General features: G+C 73.1%; 16 protein-coding genes. 3 read left to right on the forward strand and 13 right to left on the reverse strand.

Translation table 11 applies throughout. The features are described from left to right. Positions 1-12: 12 nt before the first annotated feature. The 5 genes from ruvX to rpsD all read right to left on the reverse strand — a co-directional run bounded on the left by ruvX (position 13) and on the right by rpsD (position 4,807). On the reverse strand, positions 13-477 hold the full coding sequence (gene ruvX / locus ADL22_RS28045) for a Holliday junction resolvase RuvX (protein WP_066985766.1): 465 nt from the start codon (positions 475-477) through the stop codon (positions 13-15). A gap of 14 nt (positions 478-491) precedes the next feature. Continuing rightward, on the reverse strand, positions 492-3,161 hold the full coding sequence (gene alaS, locus ADL22_RS28050) for an alanine--tRNA ligase (RefSeq protein ID WP_066985768.1): 2,670 nt from the start codon (positions 3,159-3,161) through the stop codon (positions 492-494). Continuing rightward, on the reverse strand, positions 3,161-3,496 hold the full coding sequence (locus tag ADL22_RS28055) for a DUF6167 family protein (RefSeq protein WP_066985771.1): 336 nt from the start codon (positions 3,494-3,496) through the stop codon (positions 3,161-3,163). The genes alaS and ADL22_RS28055 overlap by 1 nt, the downstream gene beginning before the upstream one ends. 8 nt (positions 3,497-3,504) lie before the next feature. Continuing rightward, positions 3,505-3,939: a DUF948 domain-containing protein gene (locus ADL22_RS28060; RefSeq protein ID WP_199836392.1), complete on the reverse strand. Its 435-nt coding sequence runs from the start codon at positions 3,937-3,939 to the stop codon at positions 3,505-3,507. A 256-nt stretch (positions 3,940-4,195) separates the two neighbouring features. Further along, positions 4,196-4,807: a 30S ribosomal protein S4 gene (gene rpsD / locus ADL22_RS28065; RefSeq protein ID WP_066985777.1), complete on the reverse strand. Its 612-nt coding sequence runs from the start codon at positions 4,805-4,807 to the stop codon at positions 4,196-4,198. Between the two features lie 182 nt (positions 4,808-4,989). On the opposite strand from rpsD, the gene ADL22_RS28070 reads away from it, so the two are divergent. After that, positions 4,990-5,787, forward strand: a complete 798-nt coding sequence (locus tag ADL22_RS28070) for a DUF2470 domain-containing protein (protein ID WP_066985780.1) — start codon at positions 4,990-4,992, stop codon at positions 5,785-5,787. A gap of 15 nt (positions 5,788-5,802) precedes the next feature. Here the strand turns inward: ADL22_RS28070 and ADL22_RS28075 are convergent, their stop codons facing one another. The 4 genes from ADL22_RS28075 to ADL22_RS28090 all read right to left on the reverse strand — a co-directional run bounded on the left by ADL22_RS28075 (position 5,803) and on the right by ADL22_RS28090 (position 10,130). Continuing rightward, positions 5,803-7,170: a replication-associated recombination protein A gene (locus tag ADL22_RS28075; protein ID WP_066985783.1), complete on the reverse strand. Its 1,368-nt coding sequence runs from the start codon at positions 7,168-7,170 to the stop codon at positions 5,803-5,805. A 108-nt stretch (positions 7,171-7,278) separates the two neighbouring features. After that, positions 7,279-7,923 (reverse strand): vitamin K epoxide reductase family protein, encoded by a 645-nt coding sequence (locus tag ADL22_RS28080; protein WP_066985786.1) that lies wholly within the window; start codon positions 7,921-7,923, stop codon positions 7,279-7,281. A gap of 217 nt (positions 7,924-8,140) precedes the next feature. Then, positions 8,141-9,403, reverse strand: a complete 1,263-nt coding sequence (gene hisS, locus ADL22_RS28085; protein WP_066985789.1) for a histidine--tRNA ligase — start codon at positions 9,401-9,403, stop codon at positions 8,141-8,143. A gap of 10 nt (positions 9,404-9,413) precedes the next feature. Continuing rightward, positions 9,414-10,130 (reverse strand): MBL fold metallo-hydrolase, encoded by a 717-nt coding sequence (locus ADL22_RS28090; protein WP_066985792.1) that lies wholly within the window; start codon positions 10,128-10,130, stop codon positions 9,414-9,416. Between the two features lie 161 nt (positions 10,131-10,291). Between ADL22_RS28090 and ADL22_RS28095 the strand changes: the two genes are divergently transcribed. Next, a complete protein-coding gene (locus ADL22_RS28095; protein WP_066985795.1) occupies positions 10,292-11,104 on the forward strand; it encodes a peptidylprolyl isomerase in 813 nt (270 codons plus the stop codon). A 241-nt stretch (positions 11,105-11,345) separates the two neighbouring features. Beyond that, entirely contained in the window at positions 11,346-12,575 is a 1,230-nt protein-coding gene (locus ADL22_RS28100; protein WP_066985798.1) for a DUF349 domain-containing protein, read from the forward strand. Positions 12,576-12,652: 77 nt separating this feature from the next. Here the strand turns inward: ADL22_RS28100 and ADL22_RS28105 are convergent, their stop codons facing one another. The 4 genes from ADL22_RS28105 to ADL22_RS28120 are packed head-to-tail and all read right to left on the reverse strand — an operon-like array spanning position 12,653 to position 18,076. After that, positions 12,653-13,798, reverse strand: coding sequence for a caspase, EACC1-associated type (locus tag ADL22_RS28105; RefSeq protein ID WP_066985801.1), 1,146 nt, complete (start codon positions 13,796-13,798; stop codon positions 12,653-12,655). Further along, positions 13,782-14,228, reverse strand: a complete 447-nt coding sequence (locus ADL22_RS28110) for an effector-associated constant component EACC1 (RefSeq protein WP_066985804.1) — start codon at positions 14,226-14,228, stop codon at positions 13,782-13,784. Before ADL22_RS28110 ends, ADL22_RS28105 begins: the two co-directional genes overlap by 17 nt. Then, positions 14,221-15,516 carry a serine/threonine-protein kinase gene (locus tag ADL22_RS28115; protein ID WP_066985807.1) on the reverse strand — a complete coding sequence of 432 codons (1,296 nt, stop codon included), beginning with the start codon at positions 15,514-15,516 and terminating at the stop codon, positions 14,221-14,223. The genes ADL22_RS28110 and ADL22_RS28115 overlap by 8 nt, the downstream gene beginning before the upstream one ends. 37 nt (positions 15,517-15,553) lie before the next feature. Beyond that, positions 15,554-18,076 carry a RelA/SpoT family protein gene (locus tag ADL22_RS28120; protein WP_066985809.1) on the reverse strand — a complete coding sequence of 841 codons (2,523 nt, stop codon included), beginning with the start codon at positions 18,074-18,076 and terminating at the stop codon, positions 15,554-15,556. Positions 18,077-18,177 lie beyond the last annotated feature (101 nt).

The raw sequence follows: 18,177 nt of genomic DNA on the forward strand, positions 1-18,177 counted from the left end.
ACCGTACCGCGATCAGACGCCCGCTTCGACGTTCTCCCCGGGAGGCCGGCCGGACGTCCGTTCGGTTTCCAGGGCGCTCTGGAGGATGACCACCGCGGCGGCCTGGTCGACCACCGAGCGGCCCTTCTTGCTGCGGACGCCGGAGGCGCGCAGGCCGTGGGTGGCGGTGACCGTCGACATCCGCTCGTCGACCAGCCGGACGCCGACCGGCGCGATGTTCCGGGCCAGTTCGCGGGCGAAGGCCCGGACCTTGGCCGCGGCCGGCCCCTCTCCCCCGCTGAGGGAGCGGGGCAGGCCGACCACGACCTCCAGCGGCTCGTACTCCTCGACGATCGCCTTCAGCCGCCGGTGCGCGGCCGGGACATCGCGTCCCGGCACGGTCTCGACGGGGGTGGCGAGGACCCCGTCGGGGTCGCACGAGGCGACCCCGATCCGGGCGTCCCCGACATCCACGGCGATGCGGCGGCCGCGTCGCATCTCTGCCACCTCGGTCAGGCCGCCTCGGCCACGAGCCGCTCGACGGCCTCGATGGCCTCGGGCACGGCGGACGGGTTCTGGCCGCCGCCCTGGGCGACGTCGGGCTTGCCGCCGCCCCCGCCGCCGAGCGTCTTGGCGGCGGCGCGGACCAGGTCGCCGGCCTTGATGCCGCGCTCGCGGGCGGCCTCGTTGGTGGCGATGACGGTCACCGGGCGGCCGTTGGCCACCGCGAACAGCGCGACCACGGCGGGGCGGCCGCCCTGGATCCGGCCCCGCACGTCGAGGACCAGCTTGCGCAGGTCGTCGGCGGTGGTGCCGTCGGGGACCTGGCCGGCGGCCAGCGCCACCCCGCGGACGTCCTTGGCGCCCTCGGCCAGCCCGGCCGCGGCCGCCAGGACCTTCTCCGCGCGGAACTTCTCGATCTCCTTCTCGGCGTCCTTCAGCTTGGCCAGGACACCGGAGATCTTCTCCGGCAGCTCCTCCGGGCGGCCCTTGACCAGCTCGGTCAGCTGCGAGACGACGGTGTGCTCGCGGGCCAGGAACTTGTACGCGTCCACGCCGACCAGGGCCTCGACGCGGCGCACGCCGGAGCCGATGGAGGACTCGCCGAGCAGCTTCACCAGGCCCAGCTGGGCGGTGTTGTGGACGTGCGTACCGCCGCACAGCTCCTTGGAGAAGTCGCCGATGGTCACCACGCGGACCCGCTCGCCGTACTTCTCGCCGAACTCGGCGATGGCGCCCTGCTTCTTGGCCTCGTCCATGCTCATGACCTCGGCGTGCACGTCGAGTTCGCGGGCGAGGACGTCGTTGATCTTCTGCTCGACGTCGGTGAGGACCGAGCCGGGCACCGCGGTCGGCGAGCCGAAGTCGAAGCGGAAGCGGCCCGGGGAGTTCTCCGAACCGGCCTGGGCGGCGGTCGGGCCCAGGGCGTCGCGCAGCGCCTGGTGGGTGAGGTGGGTGGCGCTGTGCGCGCGGGCGATGGCCCGGCGGCGGTGCACGTCGATGGCGGCGTACGCGGCGGAGCCGAGCACCACCTCGCCGACCTGCACCACGCCCTTGTGGACGATGACGCCGGGGACCGGCTGCTGGACGTCGCGCACCTCGACGACGGCGCCGTTGTCGAGCCGGATCCGGCCGGTGTCGGCGAGCTGGCCGCCGCCCTCGGCGTAGAACGGCGTGCGGTCGAGCACCACCTCGACGTCGTCGCCCTCGTGGGCGGCCGGGGCGGAGACGCCGTTGACGACCAGGCCGGCGACGGTGGACTCGCCCTCGGTGTCGGTGTAGCCGGTGAAGACCGAGGAGCCGGACTTGTCGGCGATCTCGCGGTAGGCCGACATATCGGCGTGGCCGTGCTTCTTGGCCTGGGCGTCGGCCTTGGCGCGCTCCCGCTGCTCCTTCATCAGGCGGCGGAAGCCGTCCTCGTCCACCGACAGGCCCTGCTCGGCGGCCATTTCGAGGGTGAGGTCGATCGGGAAGCCCCAGGTGTCGTGGAGCAGGAACGCCTTGTCGCCGGGGAGGACCTTGCCGCCGGCGGCCTTGGTCTCGGTGACGGCGGTGTCGAGGATGTTGGTGCCGGCCTTCAGCGTCTTGAGGAAGGCGGCCTCCTCGGCGAGCGCGACCGTCTCGATCCGCCGGCGGTCCTCCAGCAGCTCCGGGTACTGCTGGCCCATCGTGCGGATGACCACGTCCAGCAGCTCGCCGACGACCGGGCCGGTGGCGCCCAGCAGCCGCATGTTGCGGATGGCGCGGCGCATGATGCGGCGCAGGACGTAGCCGCGGCCCTCGTTGCCGGGGGTGACGCCGTCGCCGATGAGCATGGTGGAGGTGCGCATGTGGTCGGCGACCACGCGCAGCGAGACGTCGGAGTCCTCGGCGGCGCCGTAGCGGACGCCGGTCAGCTCACCGGCCTTGTCGATCACGACGCGCAGGGTGTCGGTCTCGTACATGTTGCGGACGCCCTGGAGGATCATGGCGAGGCGTTCCAGGCCGAGGCCGGTGTCGATGTTCTTCGACGGCAGCTCGCCGAGGATCTCGAAGTCCTCCTTGCCGAGGCCGGCGCCGCGCTCGTACTGCATGAAGACCAGGTTCCAGATCTCCACGTAGCGCTCGTCGTTGACGGCCGGGCCGCCCTCGACGCCGAATTCCGGGCCGCGGTCGTAGTTGATCTCCGAGCACGGGCCGCAGGGGCCCGGGACGCCCATGGACCAGTAGTTCTCCTTCTTGCCCAGGCGCTGGATGCGCTCCTTGGGCACCCCGACGACCTCGTGCCAGATGCGCTCGGCCTCGTCGTCGTCGAGGTAGACGGTGATCCAGAGCTTCTCCGGCTCCAGGCCGTAGCCGCCGTCCGCCACGGGAGACGTCAGCAGCTCCCAGGCGTACTTGATGGCGCCTTCCTTGAAGTAGTCGCCGAAGGAGAAGTTGCCGCACATCTGGAAGAACGTGCCGTGCCGGGTGGTCTTGCCGACCTCTTCGATGTCCGGGGTGCGCACGCACTTCTGGACGCTGGTGGCCGTCTTGAAGGGCGGCTTGACCTCGCCGAGGAAGTACGGCTTGAAGGGGACCATGCCCGCGGGGACCAGCAGCAGCGTCGGGTCGTCCGCGATGAGCGACGCCGACGGCACGACGGTGTGCCCGCGCTCTTCGAAGAAGCGCAGCCAGCGGCGGCGGATTTCAGCCGACTCCATCAGTGGTCCTCATTTCCGGTCGGTCCGGTCGGTCCCGGGGTTCTCGTGGTGCGGTAGGGCATTTCGAGCACCGCGCGGCGCGGTGCGGGCAGCTCGGGCGCCCCGGCGGGCTCGGAGAGGCCGAGGGCGTCGTGCAGTTGTTCCTCACGGTCCGCCATTCCGGCCCGTACGTCCAATGCGAATCGGCGCAGCCGGTGCCCGGTCTCGACGGCCTTCTCCGCGGCCTGCGCGGCGAGGCTGTCGGGCTGGAGCTTGCGCAGCTTTTGGTGGACCTTGGTGGTGGCCCAGGCCCCGGCGGCGGCGCCGGTGGTGAACCAGAATGCGCGGCGGAACATCGCGGTGATCAGTCCTTGGAACGGCGGGGGCGGCGCGCGCCGCGGCGGGGGCCGGGCAGGCTGCGGCCGACGATGACGGTGGGGTCCGGCTCGGGCCGGCCCTTCCGGCCGATCGCGCGCCGTACGCCGTAGCCGAACGCGGCCACCTTGACCAGCGGTCCGCCGAAGGCGGAGGAGACGGTCGAGGAGAGCGCGGAGGCGTTGGCGGTGACCTCCTGGACGTCGGCGGCGATGGCGTCGACGCGGGCGAGCTGGGTGTGCGCGGAGCGGACGGTCGCGGAGGCGTCGGCGAGGAGCGGCACGGCCTGCTCGGAGATCTCGGTCACCATCTTGGTGGTCGCCTTGAGGGTCTGTGCGAGCCTCACCAGCACGAGGGCGAGGAACGACACGAGGATCGCCCAGAAGACGGCCACGAGGATCCCGGCCACCTCTCCACCGGACACGCTGGCACCACTCTCCGACTGGTCTGGTCTGGTTTCGTCCCGCTCGAACGGCAACCTTGACCTTATCGCGCCGAAGGGCCCCGTCCGTACCGCGTTTCGGCTCCCGTACGCGGCACCGGAGAGGGCGATTGTACGGTGCGTGCCGCCGCGGACACACACCGGCCGGGGACCGGCCCCGGAAACGCACCGGCCCGCCGCCTCCCCGTCCGTGGACAGCGGGGAGTCGGCGGGCGGAGCGGTGCGCCGGCCGGGTCGGTCAGCGGGCGTAGTACTCGACGACCAGCTGCTCGTCGCAGATGACCGGGATCTCCTTGCGGTTGGGGTCCCGGTCCAGGCGGAACGCCAGGGCCTGGAGGTTGACCTCCAGGTAGCGCGGGGTCTCGCCGTCGGGGGCGTAGCCGCCCTCGCGGGCCACCTGGAAGGGGTGCTTGTCGCGGCTGCGCTCGCGGACCGTCACGACGTCGCCGGGGCGGACGCGGAAGGACGGCTTGTCGACCTTGCGGTCGTTGACCGCGATGTGGCCGTGGACGACCATCTGGCGGGCCTGGTAGATGGTGCGGGCCATACCGGACCGCAGGACGAGCGCGTCCAGACGGCGCTCAAGCTCGACGATCAGGGCCTCGCCCGTCTTGCCTTCGACCTTCCGAGCGCGGTCGTAGGCACGGACCATCTGGCGCTCGCTGATGTCGTACTGGGCGCGCAGACGCTGCTTCTCCAGCAGGCGGACCTTGTAGTCGCTGCTCTGCTTGCGGCCTCGGCCGTGCTCGCCGGGCGGGTACGGGCGGGCCTCGAAGTACTTGACGGCCTTGGGGGTCAGCGCGATGCCGAGCGCGCGCGACTTCTTGACCTTGGGACGCGACTGGTTCACGGGGAACGTTCCTCCATGTAAGTTAGGTGAGGCTTACCTTAGCGCGAGGAGAACGCATGTTTCGACCTGGGATCCCCCTGCCCGATGCGGAGCGCACCGGGACGGGTCAGCCGCGTCCCGCGGAAGACGCCCAGCGGCCCTCGGCGGCTGAGCGCGTACGTACTCTCGTCGCCTCCCATGGTATGGCGTCGCTGGAAATCCCCGGCGTCGAGGACCCGGACCCCCTGGGCCTCTCCGCGCCCGTCTGCCGGACCGTCGCGCCCGAGGGCGACGTCCTGATGCTGCTTCCCGGGGACAGCGCGGCCGCCCGGGCCGCCGCGTACGCCCAGGACGACGACCTGCCCGCCGTGATGGAGATCACCGATGTGGCGCCGGTCTCCGTACCGCACCGGGTCCGCGGCCGCGCCTGGGTCGCCGGCTGGCTCACGCCCGTACGCACCGAGCAGCGCGCCCGGGCCGCGATGCTGCTGGCCGAGCGGCACCCGGTCGGCGAACTCCTCGGCATCGGCGAGGCGCTGGCCCCGGATGCCGGCCCGGACGCGGGCCACCAGGGCCGGCCCGCCTGGGCGCTGCTGCGGCTGGAGGTCGGCGAGGGCGCGGTGGACGACCTGTGGGGCGCGGAGCCGTTCGAACCGGACGACTTCGCCGCCGCCGCGCCCGATCCGCTCGTCGCCCACGAGGCCGAACTCCTCCAGCACCTGCACAGCGCGCACGCGGAGCAGGTGCGCGGGCTGTGCGCGCTGCTGGGCGAGCGCGGGGGCGCGGTCTGCGGACGGCGCGACCAGGCCGTCCCGCTGGGGCTGGACCGCTTCGGGCTGCGGGTCCGCTTCGTCCAGGGCGCCGGGGGCGGTACGCGCGGCGGGGACGGCGACGGCGGGCGGCGGGTCTTCGACGCGCGCTTCGACTTCCCCGAGCCCGTCCGGGACGTCGCCGAACTGCGCCGGGCGCTGCACGCCCTCTTCGACGCGGCCGCGAGCTGACCCGCCGCGCCGGGCTCACTCGCCCCGCTCGCCGCCCTCCCCGCGCAGCCGGGCCCGGACCCGCTCGGCGACGTCCGCGTAGCGCGCCTCGGCGCCGTGCCGGGTGGGGGTGTAATAGCGCGTGCCGTGCACCGCGTCCGGGGCGTACTGCTGGGCGGCGATACCGCCGGGAATGTCGTGCGGGTACTGATAGCCCTGGCCGTGGCCGAGCTTCTGGGCACCCTTGTAGTGGCTGTCGCGCAGATGCGGGGGCACCGGCCCGGCCTTGCCGGCCCGGACGTCCGCCAGCGCGGCGTCTATCGCCAGATACGCGGCGTTGGACTTCGGCGCCAGGGCGAGCGCGATGGTGGCCTGGCTCAGCGTGATCCGGGCCTCGGGGAAGCCGATCATCGCCACCGCCTGGGCCGCGGCCACCGCCGTCTGGAGCGCCGTGGGATCGGCCAGGCCGATGTCCTCGCTCGCCGAGATCATCAGCCGGCGGGCGATGAACCGCGGGTCCTCCCCCGCCTCGATCATCCGGGCGAGATAGTGCAGCGCGGCGTCCACGTCCGAGCCGCGGATCGACTTGATCAGCGCGCTGGCGACGTCGTAGTGCTGGTCGCCGGCCCGGTCGTACTTCACCGCCGCCCGGTCGACCGCCTCCTCCAGAGTCTGGAGGGTGATCTCCTTCTCCCCCTTGGCCAGCGCGGATCCGGCGCCGGCCTCCAGCGCCGTCAGCGCCCGCCGGGCGTCCCCGCCGGCGATCCGCAGCAGATGCGCCTCGGTGTCCTCGGGGAGGGTGACCGCCCCGGCCAGCCCCCGCGCGTCGGTCAGCGCGCGCCGCAGCAGACCGCGCAGATCGTCGTCGGTCAGCGGCTCCAGCGTCAGCAGCAGGGAGCGGGAGAGCAGCGGGGAGATCACCGAGAAGTACGGATTCTCGGTCGTGGCGGCGATCAGGGTGACCCAGCGGTTCTCCACCGCGGGCAGCAGCGAGTCCTGCTGGGCCTTGCTGAAGCGGTGGATCTCGTCGAGGAAGAGGACGGTGTCCTTGCCGTAGCCGCCGGAGGCGCGGCGGGCGCCGTCGATGACCGCGCGGACCTCCTTGACCCCGGCGGTGATCGCCGACAGCTCCACGAAGCGCTTGTTGGTCGCCTGGCTGACGACGTACGCCAGGGTCGTCTTGCCGATGCCGGGCGGGCCCCACAGGAACACCGACGACGGACCGGCCGGCCCGCCGGCTCCCTCGCCCACCAGCCGCCGCAGCGGCGATCCGGGCTTGAGCAGATGCTGCTGGCCGACGACTTCGTCGAGGGTGCGCGGGCGCATGCGTACGGCGAGAGGGGACCTCGCCGGGTCCTTCTCCTGACGGTCTTCCGCGGCGGCGGTGAACAGGTCGGGCTCCACGCTTATGGAGCCTATGCCACCCCACTGACAACGCCCCGGCCGCCGGGGTCGGCGGGCCGGGGCGCGCACTCCGCGCGGCGGTCCGGGACGGTTCCCGGACCGCACGGCTCACAGCAGGCTGCTCCAGTACGACCACCAGCGGGTCAGGATCAGCAGCGCGATCACGCCGTACCAGAGCACCGGGACGACCCAGTGGAACTCCACGACCGCCTCGCGCAGGCCCCGGGGCGCCGGCAGGATGCCGTGCTTGACGTTGTGCGCCGTGGTGTACCAGAACATCAGGACCGTCACGCACCAGGTCAGCGTGCACCACAGGCACAGCGCGTTGATGTCGTACAGCGACTGGGTCATCAGCCACATGCAGAAGACCGAGGCGAGCAGCGTGCCGGCGTTCAGACCGAGCCAGTACCAGCGGCGGAAGCGGGCGCCCGCCAGCAGGGCCATGCCGATGGCGATCACCACCGCGAAGCCGAGCAGCCCGGCCATCGGGTTGGGGAAGTCGAACACCTCCGCCTGCTTGCTCTGCATCACGCTGCCGCAGGAGATGATCGGGTTGAGGCTGCAGGCCGGTTTGAAGTTCGGGTCCTTCAGCAGCTCGAACTTGTCCAGCGTGATGACCCAGGAGGCCAGCCCGCCCAGCAGACCGGTGATCACCAGCAGCAGGGCCAGGCCGCGGCCGGCGCCGATGGGCTGCCCCGCGGCGCTCGCGCGGTCGTCGTCGGTGGACACGTCGTCCAGCGCTGTCGTCGTCATAGGGCCGCTTCCGTCGCTCCGTGGGAGGTGGCTCGCCGTCAAGGCGTGGCACGGCCGGCGGACCCGGCCGCGTCCCTCATTGTGCCGTACGTCCCTGTGGACCCGGGCCGTCCTGACGGGGACGGGGGTGATTCCGCGGCCCGCGCGTTGACGCCGGGAACGCCCGGGGGCCCGGACGGCGCGCTGCCGTCCGGGCCCCGGGAAGCGGGCGGGCTTCTCAGCCCAGCGCCCGCCGGACCTCCTCGACCACCGCGTCCAGCGCGACCGGCGTCTGCTCACCGCTCCGCAGGTCCTTGAGCTGGACCACGCCGTCGGCCAGATCCCGCTCCCCGGCCACCAGCGCCAGCCGGGCGCCGGAGCGGTTGGCGGACTTCATGGCGTTCTTCAGGCCCTTGCCGCCGTACGCGAAGTCGGTGGCGACCCCGGCCCGGCGCAACTCGGTGACCTTGCCGAACAGCACCCGGCGGGCTTCCTCGCCCAGCGGCACGGCGTAGACGGCGGTGGCGGCCGGGATGTCGAGGGAGATGCCCTCGGCCTCCAGGGCCAGCACCGTGCGGTCCACGCCCAGCGCCCAGCCGACGGACGGCAGCGCGGGCCCGCCGATCATCTCGGACAGGCCGTCGTAGCGGCCGCCGCCGCCCACCGCGGACTGCGAGCCCAGGCCGTCGTGGACGAACTCGAAGGTGGTGCGGGTGTAGTAGTCCAGGCCGCGGACCAGCTTCGGGTCGTCCTCGAAGGCCACGCCCGCCGCGGTCAGCAGCTCGCGGACCTGCTCGTGGTAGGTCTTGCACGCCTCGCACAGGTAGTCGCGCAGCATCGGCGCGCCGGCCAGCTGCTCCCGGACGGACTCGCGCTTGTCGTCCAGCACCCGCAGCGGGTTGATCTCGATGCGGCGGCGGGTGTCCTCGTCGAGCTCCAGCCCGCGCAGGAAGTCCTGGAGCGCGGCGCGGTAGACGGGGCGGCACTCCTTGTCGCCGAGGGAGTTCAGCAGGATCCGGAAGTCGCGCAGGCCCAGCGAGCGGTATGCCTGGTGGGCCAGGATGATCAGCTCGGCGTCCAGCGCCGGGTCCTCGGCGCCGATCGCCTCCGCGCCGACCTGTGAGAAGTGGCGGTAGCGGCCCTTCTGCGGGCGCTCGTAGCGGTAGTACGAGCCGGAGTACCAGAGCTTGACGGGGAGGTTGCCGGCCTTGTGGAGGTTGGCCTCCAGCGCGGCGCGCAGCACCGACGCGGTGCCCTCGGGGCGCAGTGCGAGCTGGTCGCCGCCCTTGGTCTCGAAGGAGTACATCTCCTTGGTGACGATGTCGGTGGACTCGCCGACGCCGCGGGCGAACAGCTCGACGTTCTCGAAGCCGGGCGTCTCGATGTAGCCGTAGCCGGAGTTGCGCAGCGGCGCGGCGATCGCCTCGCGGACCGCCAGATACGTCGCGGAGTTCGGCGGGATCAGGTCGTAGGTGCCCTTGGGGGCCTGAAAGGTGCTCACGGAAGTCTTGTCACATTCCTCGTCGCGGAGCGGCGGTCGCGTCGCCGTCTCCGAGGCCGGCGGCCACCTGCCGGAGGAAGGGGTTGGTGGCGCGCTCGCGGCCGATGGTGGTCTGGGGGCCGTGGCCGGAGAGGACCACGGTCGAGTCGTCCAGCGGGAGGCAGACGCGCTCCAGCGACCGGAGGATCTCGGCGTGGTCGCCGCCCGGCAGGTCGGTGCGTCCGATGGAGCCGGCGAACAGCAGGTCGCCCGAGAAGAACACCGGCGGGATGTCCGCCTGCTCGGGCAGCCGGAAGGTCACCGACCCCTTGGTATGGCCCGGCGCGTGCGCGACCGAGAACTCCATCCCGGCGAGCTGGAGGGCGCTGCCATCGGCGAGCTCCTTGACGTCGTCCGGCTCGCCCACGGTCAGCTCGCCCATGAGCTGCTGACCGATGGAGCGGCCGAGGGCCTTCTCCGGGTCGCTCATCATGTAGCGGTCCTCGGGGTGGATCCAGGCGGGGACGCCGTGCGCGCCGCACACCGGGACGACCGAGGCGACGTGGTCGAGGTGGCCGTGGGTGAGGATGACCGCGACGGGCTTGAGCCGATGCTTCCTGAGCGTCTCCTCGACGCCGGGGGCCGCTTCGTGGCCCGGGTCGATGATCACGCACTCCTCGCCGGCGGCGGGGGCGACCAGATAGCAGTTGGTCCCCCAGGCCCCGGCGGGGAACCCGGCAATCAGCACGTTCGTCCTTAAGGATCGGCGGGGGGCGGTCCGGCGGGACCGCGCCCGGAACATCTCGGCAGCTCCAGAGCCTACCGGCGGGACTCCCGGCAGGGCGAACCCGTATACGGTACGGCCACGGCAGACGTCAGCGACGGATTGCGGCAGAGAGGGGACGACGGGTGGTCAGCAAGGACCGGCGGCGGCGCGAGCTCGCCCGGCAGAAGTACGCCCGCCAGCAGCAGCGGCGGACCGAGGCCGCCCGGCGGGCCAAGCGCCGCAACGTCCTCCTCGCCGGCGTGGTGGCGCTCGCGCTGGCCGCCGGCGCCGCGGCCTACGCCTCCGCGTCCCTGGTCGGCGGCGACCGCAAGGACGACGGCGCCGCCCCGCCGGCCGATCCGTGCGCCCGCCCCGCCAAGGGCACTCCGGCGGCGAAGACCTGGCCGAAGGAGCCCGCGATGACGGTCGACACCTCGGCCGCGTACACCGCCGAGCTGTCGACCACCTGCGGCCGGATCACCTTCGCCATGGACGCGGCCAAGGCGCCGCACACGGTCAACTCCTTCGCGTTCCTGGCCGGGCAGGGCTACTTCGACCACACCCGCTGCCACCGCCTGGTCGACGAGGGGATCCACATCCTCCAGTGCGGCGACCCGAAGGGCACCGGCGCGGGCACGCCCGGCTACACCCTCCCCGACGAGGATCTGCGCGACCCGCGGATCAAGGGCGGGGTCTATCCGGCGGGCACGGTCGCCATGGCCAACCGCTACGACGGCAAGGACCCCAAGACCCGGAATTCCGGCGGGAGTCAGTTCTTCCTCGTCTACGAGGACAGCCGGCTGCCCGCGGACTACACGCCGTTCGGCCGGATCACCGGCGGCCTGGACGTCCTGACGAAGATCGCCGCCGCCGGGTCGCACCCCGACCCGGCGCACGGCAGCACCGCGCCCAACGCCACGGTCGTCATCGACCGGGCGGCGGTGCGCAAGACCTGATCCGGGCGGCCGGCCCGGGGGCGTCTTCCGGCGCCCCCACCGCGATTACGGTCGTGCTGGATGCGGACAGCCGACCGCCGGTCGCCTAGATTGGCGTTGTGTAGGGTGCCTGCTCCGACGGCCTGCCACCCGCACCGCACATCCAGCCCGTCGGCCGCCGGGGCGCTGCCCCGCCGGACAGAAACTGTGGACGATGCCGGGGGGCCGCACGCCCGCGCCGGCATCATGTGGAGGAGGCGCTGTGAGCAGCGACCCATGGGGCCGCGTCGATGAGACGGGGACCGTGTACGTGCGTACCGCCGACGGCGAGCAGGTCGTCGGATCGTGGCAGGCGGGCACTCCCGAGGAGGCCCTCGCCTACTTCGAGCGCAAGTATGAGGGCCTGGTCGTGGAGATCGGCCTCCTGGAGCGGCGGGTCCGTACCACCGACCTCTCGGCGAAGGACGCCCTGACCGCGATCGAGCACCTGCGGACGCAGGTGGACGAGCACCACGCGGTGGGCGATCTGGAGGCGCTGCGCAAGCGCCTGGACGCCCTGGTCGGTACGGTCGAGTCGCGGCGCGAGGAGCGCAAGGCGGCCAAGGCCCGGCAGGCCGACGAGGCCCGGCAGGCCAAGGAGAAGCTGGTCGCCGAGGCCGAGGAGCTGGCGGCCAGCGAGCAGTGGCGGGTGGCCGGTGAGCGGCTGCGGGCCCTGGTGGACACCTGGAAGGGCCTGCCCCGCCTGGACCGCAAGACCGACGACGAGCTGTGGCACCGCTTCTCGCACGCCCGGTCGGCGTTCTCCAAGCGGCGCAAGGCGCACTTCGCGTCGCTGGACGCGCAGCGCGAGGAGGCCCGCAAGGCCAAGGAGAAGCTGGTCGCCGAGGCCGAGGCGCTGTCCGGCTCCACGGACTGGGCCGCGACCGCCGCCCGCTACCGCGAGCTGATGCAGGAGTGGAAGGCCGCCGGCCGCGCCCAGCGCGAGTACGAGGACGACCTGTGGAACCGTTTCCGCGGCGCCCAGGACGTCTTCTTCCAGGCGCGCGGCGAGGTCTTCGCGGAGCGCGACGCCGAGCAGCGGGAGAACCTCACCCGCAAGGAGGAGCTGGCCGCCGAGGCGGAGAAGCTGCTGCCGGTCACCGATCTGAAGGCGGCCCGGGCCGCGTTCCGGGCGATCAACGAGCGGTGGGAGGCCATCGGCCACGTACCGCGCGATGCCCGCCCGAAGATCGAGGGCCGGATGCACGCCGTCGAGCGGGCCATCCAGGAGGCCGAGGAGGCCGAGTGGCGGCGGACCAACCCCGAGGCGCGGGCGCGCGCGGCGGGGCTGACCGGCCAGCTCCAGGACGCCGTCGACAAGCTGCGCCGGCAGATCGACGCGGCCCGGGCGGCCGGCAACACCGCCAAGGCCGACAAGCTCGCCCGTGAGCTGGAGGGCCGCCAGGCGCTGCTGGACCAGGCGCTCAAGGGCCTGGAGGAGTTCGGCGGCTGACGCTCGCCGCGCGTACGCGCGACGGCCCGCCGGGGTGTCCCGGCGGGCCGTTACGCGTTCCGGGGGCGGGCCCGGGGTCAGCGGCGGCTGCGGTGGCCCGTCTCCAGCAGGTCCAGGGCGTGTTTGAGGACCTCGCACGCCTGGATGTGGTTGCCGGACTCCTGGAGCAGATCGGCCAGCCGCCGGCAGACCAGCACCGCCTCCGGGCCGTAGACCTGGCGGGCCTGGTGGAACGCCTGCTCCAGGACCTCGATGGCCTCCTTGATCTGCCCGGTCTCCGCGAGGAGTTCGGAAAGTTCGAGCTGGACCGGCAGCAGCCCGTCGCCGCCGCCCGGGCCGCGCTCCTGGAGGGCGAGCCGGAGCACCGGCAGCGCGTCGCGGTGGTCGCCGTTCGCGCGCAGCATCCGGGCCAGGCCGAGGCCGGACGCCACCATCGCGGCGCGGACCTCGGAGTCCAGGACCGGCCCGGCGGGCTCCCGGTGGCGCCGGGCCAGGGCGCGGTTGCGGGCCAGCGGCAGCCGTCCGACGCCGTTCTCCTGGGCGCGCTGCGGCAGCGGGCGGTTCTTGGCCCGCAGCCGCTCGTCCAGCGCCCGGTAGAGGGTGTCCAGGTCGATCAGCTCGGGGCCGTCGGCGATCCCGTGCCGCAGGATGGCGAGGAGTTCGCCGGTGAAGGCGGTGTGGCGTTCGCCGTCGGGGGCCAGCGCGACCCGGTCGCGCGGTGAGGCGGTCAGCACGTACGCGCCGTCCACCGCGGCCTGGGCGGCCAGCACGTCCTCGCGGCCGGCCAGCGTACGGACCGCCCGGCCGCTGAAGCAGCAGTCCAGGACGACGATCTTGCGGCGGGCGCGGGCGCCGCGCAGGGCGCCGCGCAGGTGCTGGTAGGCGACCGCGGTGTAACCGACGCTGTCCCGGGAGCCGGTCAGCGCGAGGTAGAGGTCGGCGGATTCCGAATCCCGCATGCCGTGGCCCGCGTAGTAGACGAGGAGGGTGTCGGTGGCCTCGTCGCCGGCGCGGTGGACGGGATCGAGCATCGCGGCGGCGTTCGCCGGGTCGAGCACCACCTCGCAGTGGTGCTCGGGCAGGCCCCAGACCGTGGCGTCGCCGAGCAGCCCGGCCAGATCGCGGAGGTTGGCGGCGACGGCCGGGAGGGCTTCGAGGTGGCGGTAGGCGGCGGTGCCGAGCAGGACGGCCCGGGAGGCGGCCGGATCAGGGAGTTGGGCCATCGCCCCCGGGCTCCCCGGTGCCCGCGCCGTCCGCCGCGCCCGTACCGCCGCCGTCCGCAAGCCCGGCGGCGCCGTCCAGCAGCGCGATGATCCGGCGCACGGTCTCCTCGTCGCCGGCCGCACCGCGCTCCACGCGGACCTCCACGCCCCCGGAGCGCAGGGTGAGCCCGGGGGCGCGGCGGCGGGTGTCGCGCCACTGAAGGATCGAGACCGCCAGCGAACCGGCCGACACCGCGGTGCCCACGGCGAGTTGGAGCAGGTCGAAGCCGAGGCCCATCTCGCCGGGCCGGGGCGCGCGTCCGGCGCCCAGGGTGCCGCGCACCTGCCGGCGCAGCTCCTCGTCGTCCTGCAACCACCGCAGCAGGGAACGGAGTTCGGCCTCCGCGTCGCCCCCCGGCCCGGTCTCCGCCCGTACGTCGAGATCAGTCATGATCCCGCCCCCTCCTGTGCTCGGTCCCGGCGTTGACCCGGGAGAACAGTTCCAGTGCTTCCGCGCCGGCGCCCAGCCGCGCCAGGCAGACCGCCTGCCAGTACTGGCTGGTCAGCGTGGTCGGATGGTCAGGGCCCAGCGCCGAGGCGCACACCTGGGCGACGGCGGTGAGCATCCGCACCGCCTCCTGGAGGTCGCCGCGCAGGACGAGGTTGACCGCCTCGCGCTGCCGGGACCGGGCGCTCTCCGGCGTCATGCTGCTCAGCAGCAACTGGCGGGTGCCGTCGCTGAGGGTCAGCGGCCGCCGCTCGTCGCCGGTCGCGGCCCGGTACTCCGGGATCGCCGCCCAGTCCAGCAGCTCCCGGCCGGACGCCTCCAGGACCGGCGGGCTGTAGACGAACTCCACGGCCTCCTCGCGGACGCAGGCGGCCACCAGCTCGCGCAGCGCGCCCTCGCCGTCCGCGTCCGGCAGCGCGGCCAGCACCGCTTCGACGGCGGCGGTGTCCGGGCGGGCGGCCGCCTCCTGCCGGCACAGCCCGTCCACGAGGTCCGCCAGGGCGCGCGGGACGCCGGTGCCCTCGCCCCCGGCCAGCCGCGGGACGCCCGGCCCGACCGCCCGCTCCACCAGGAGGCCGACGTCGTCGGCGTCCGACCCCAGGGGCGGCGTACCGGTCAGCATCAGATACAGGCAGGCGCCGAGACCGTACAAGTCGGCCGCCGGGCCCGGGAGTTCACCGCGCATCAGCTCCGGGGCCATGTACTGCGGGGTGCCGATCAGCGCCCCGGCGCGGGTGATGGCCGGCTCCTCGGCGATCCGGGCGAGCCCGAAGTCCTGGAGCACCACCCGGCCGGACCGGGTGACCATGACATTGGTCGGTTTGACGTCCCGGTGCAGCACCCCGGCGGAGTGCGCGGCGGCCAGCGCCCGGCACATCCCCAGCCCCACCGCGGCGGCCACCGGCGGCGGCAGCGGGCCGTGCGCCGCCACCAGCTTGGCGAGGTCCACCCCGTCCAGCAGCTCCATGACGAGATACGGGCGGTCCTCGTGCCGGCCGCTGTCATGGACCTGGACGACGCCGGGGTGGCTGATCCGGGCCAGCGCCTGGGCCTCCCGGCGCAGCCGGGCCAGGGCCACCGCGGCGGCGTCCGGCCCGCCCGCGCCGTACAGCCGCTTGACCGCCACCCGGCGGTCCAGCTCGGTGTCCACCGCCTCGTGGACCGCGCCCATCCCGCCCCGCCCGATCAGCCGGACCAGGCGGTACCGGCCGCCGAGCACGTCCTCCCCCATCGTCTGCTCCCCCTCGCCCGTGCCGGGCCGCGTACCGTCAGGGCCGGCGGGCCGAGGTCACACGGTAGACGTCGTAGACCCCTTCCACGCCCCGCACCGCCTTCAGGACGTGCCCCAGATGCTTGGGATCGCCCATCTCGAAGGTGAAGCGCGAGGTGGCGACCCGGTCCCGGGAGGTCTGCACGGCCGCCGAGAGGATGTTGACGTGCTGGTCGGACAGGACCCGGGTGACGTCCGACAGCAGCCGGGAGCGGTCCAGCGCCTCCACCTGGATGGCGACCAGGAAGACCGACGACTGGGTGGGCGCCCACTCGACCTCGAGGATCCGCTCGGGCTGACGCGAGAGCGAATCGACGTTGACGCAGTCGGCGCGGTGCACCGAGACGCCGCTGCCGCGGGTGACGAACCCGATGATCGGGTCGCCCGGCACCGGCGTGCAGCAGCGCGCCAGCTTGACCCACACATCGTCCACGCCCTTGACGACCACGCCCGGGTCGGCGCTGGACCGGCGCTTGGAGCGCGGCCGGATCGGAGTGGACTCGGCGATGTCCTCGGTGGCCTCGTCCTGCCCGCCGAGCGCCTGCACCAGCTTCTGGACGACGCCCTGCGCGGCGACATGGCCCTCGCCGATGGCCGCGTAGAGCGAGGAGATGTCCGGATAGCGCATCTCGTGCGCGAGGGTGACCAGCGAATCACCGGTCAGGATGCGCTGGATGGGCAGGTTCTGCTTGCGCATCGCGCGGGCGATGGCGTCCTTGCCCTGCTCGATGGCCTCGTCGCGGCGCTCCTTGGAGAACCACGCGCGGATCTTGTTGCGGGCCCGGGGGGACTTCACGAAGCTCAGCCAGTCGCGGGACGGGCCCGCGCCGGGCGCCTTGGAGGTGAAGACCTCGACGAGGTCGCCGTTGTCCAGCGTCGATTCCAGCGGGACGAGCCGGCCGTTGACCCGCGCGCCTATCGTGCGGTGGCCCACCTCGGTGTGCACCGCGTACGCGAAGTCGACCGGGGTGGCGCCGGCCGGCAGCGCTATCACATCGCCCTTGGGCGTGAAGACGAAGACCTCGTTGCGGGAGAGGTCGAAGCGCAGCGACTCCAGGAACTCGCCCGGGTCCTCGGTCTCCTTCTGCCAGTCCAGCAGCTGCCGCAGCCAGGCCATGTCGTTGACGGTGTCCTGGCCGACGCCCTTGCCGGCGCCGCGCGGCGCGTCGGTGCGCACCTTGGACGCGCCGGCCACCGCCTCCTGCTTGTACTTCCAGTGCGCGGCGATGCCGTACTCGGCGCGCCGGTGCATGTCGAAGGTGCGGATCTGCAGCTCGACGGGCTTGCCGTTGGGGCCGATCACCGTCGTGTGCAGCGACTGGTACATGTTGAACTTCGGCATCGCGATGTAGTCCTTGAACCGGCCGGGGACCGGATTCCACCGCGCGTGGATGGTGCCGAGCGCCGCGTAGCAGTCCCGGACGGTGTCGACGAGGACGCGGATGCCCACCAGGTCGTAGATCTCGGCGAAGTCGCGGCCGCGCACGATCATCTTCTGGTAGACGCTGTAGTAGTGCTTGGGCCGGCCGGTGACGGTGGCCTTGATGCGGGCGGCGCGCAGATCGGCCTGGACCTCGTCGGTCACTATCGCGAGGTACTCGTCCCGCTTGGGCGCGCGCTCGGCGACCAGCCGGACGATCTCGTCGTACATCTTGGGGTAGAGGATCGCGAAGGCGAGGTCCTCCAGCTCCCACTTGATGGTGTTCATGCCCAGCCGGTGCGCCAGCGGGGCGTAGATCTCCAGCGTCTCGCGGGCCTTCTTCTCCTGCTTCTCCCGCTTGAGGTAGCGCATGGTGCGCATGTTGTGGAGCCGGTCGGCGAGCTTGATGACCAGGACGCGCGGGTCCTTGGCCATCGCCACGACCATCTTGCGGACCGTCTCGGCCTGCGCGGCCTCGCCGAACTTGACCTTGTCGAGCTTGGTGACGCCGTCCACCAGCAGCGCGACCTGGTCGCCGAAGTCCCGGCGCAGGGTGTCCAGGCCGTATTCGGTGTCCTCGACGGTGTCGTGCAGCAGCCCCGCCATCAGCGTCGCCGGGTCCATGCCCAGCTCGGCGAGGATGGTGGTGACGGCGAGCGGGTGGGTGATGTACGGGTCGCCGCTCTTGCGCTTCTGGCCGCGGTGCCAGCGCTCGGCGACCTGGTAGGCCCGCTCGACCTGGCGCAGCGTGGCGGTCTCGATCTTGGGGTCGTTGGCGCGCACCGCGCGCAGCAGCGGCTCCAGGACCGGGTTGTACGGGCTGGAGCGCTGGACGCCCAGCCGGGCGAGGCGGGCCCGGACGCGGTTGGGCGAGCCGGAGCGGCCGGCCGGGGCGGGCGGCAGCGGCTTGGCCGGCGGCTGCGGTGCGGGGGCCGGGCGGGGCCGGCCGGCGGGCGCGGCGGGGCCGGCGGGCGCGCCCGGCCGCTCGGGCTTCGGCGCGTCGGAGGAAACCGCGGGCTGCGGCTTCGGCTCGTCCGGGCGCACGGCGGGGGTGCCCGCCGGACGCGGTCCGGGGGAGAGCGGCTGGGCCTCGTCTGGCAAGGGCACTCCTCATGCGGGTACGGACCCCGTGGCCTAGAAGCGGCCGGGGTGCCATGGTATCGAGCCGATGGCCAGGGCTGCCGGGTGGCCATGGGTCCGTA

The sequence above is a fragment of the Streptomyces sp. NRRL F-4489 genome (genome assembly GCF_001509485.1).
Taxonomy (GTDB): domain Bacteria; phylum Actinomycetota; class Actinomycetes; order Streptomycetales; family Streptomycetaceae; genus Streptomyces.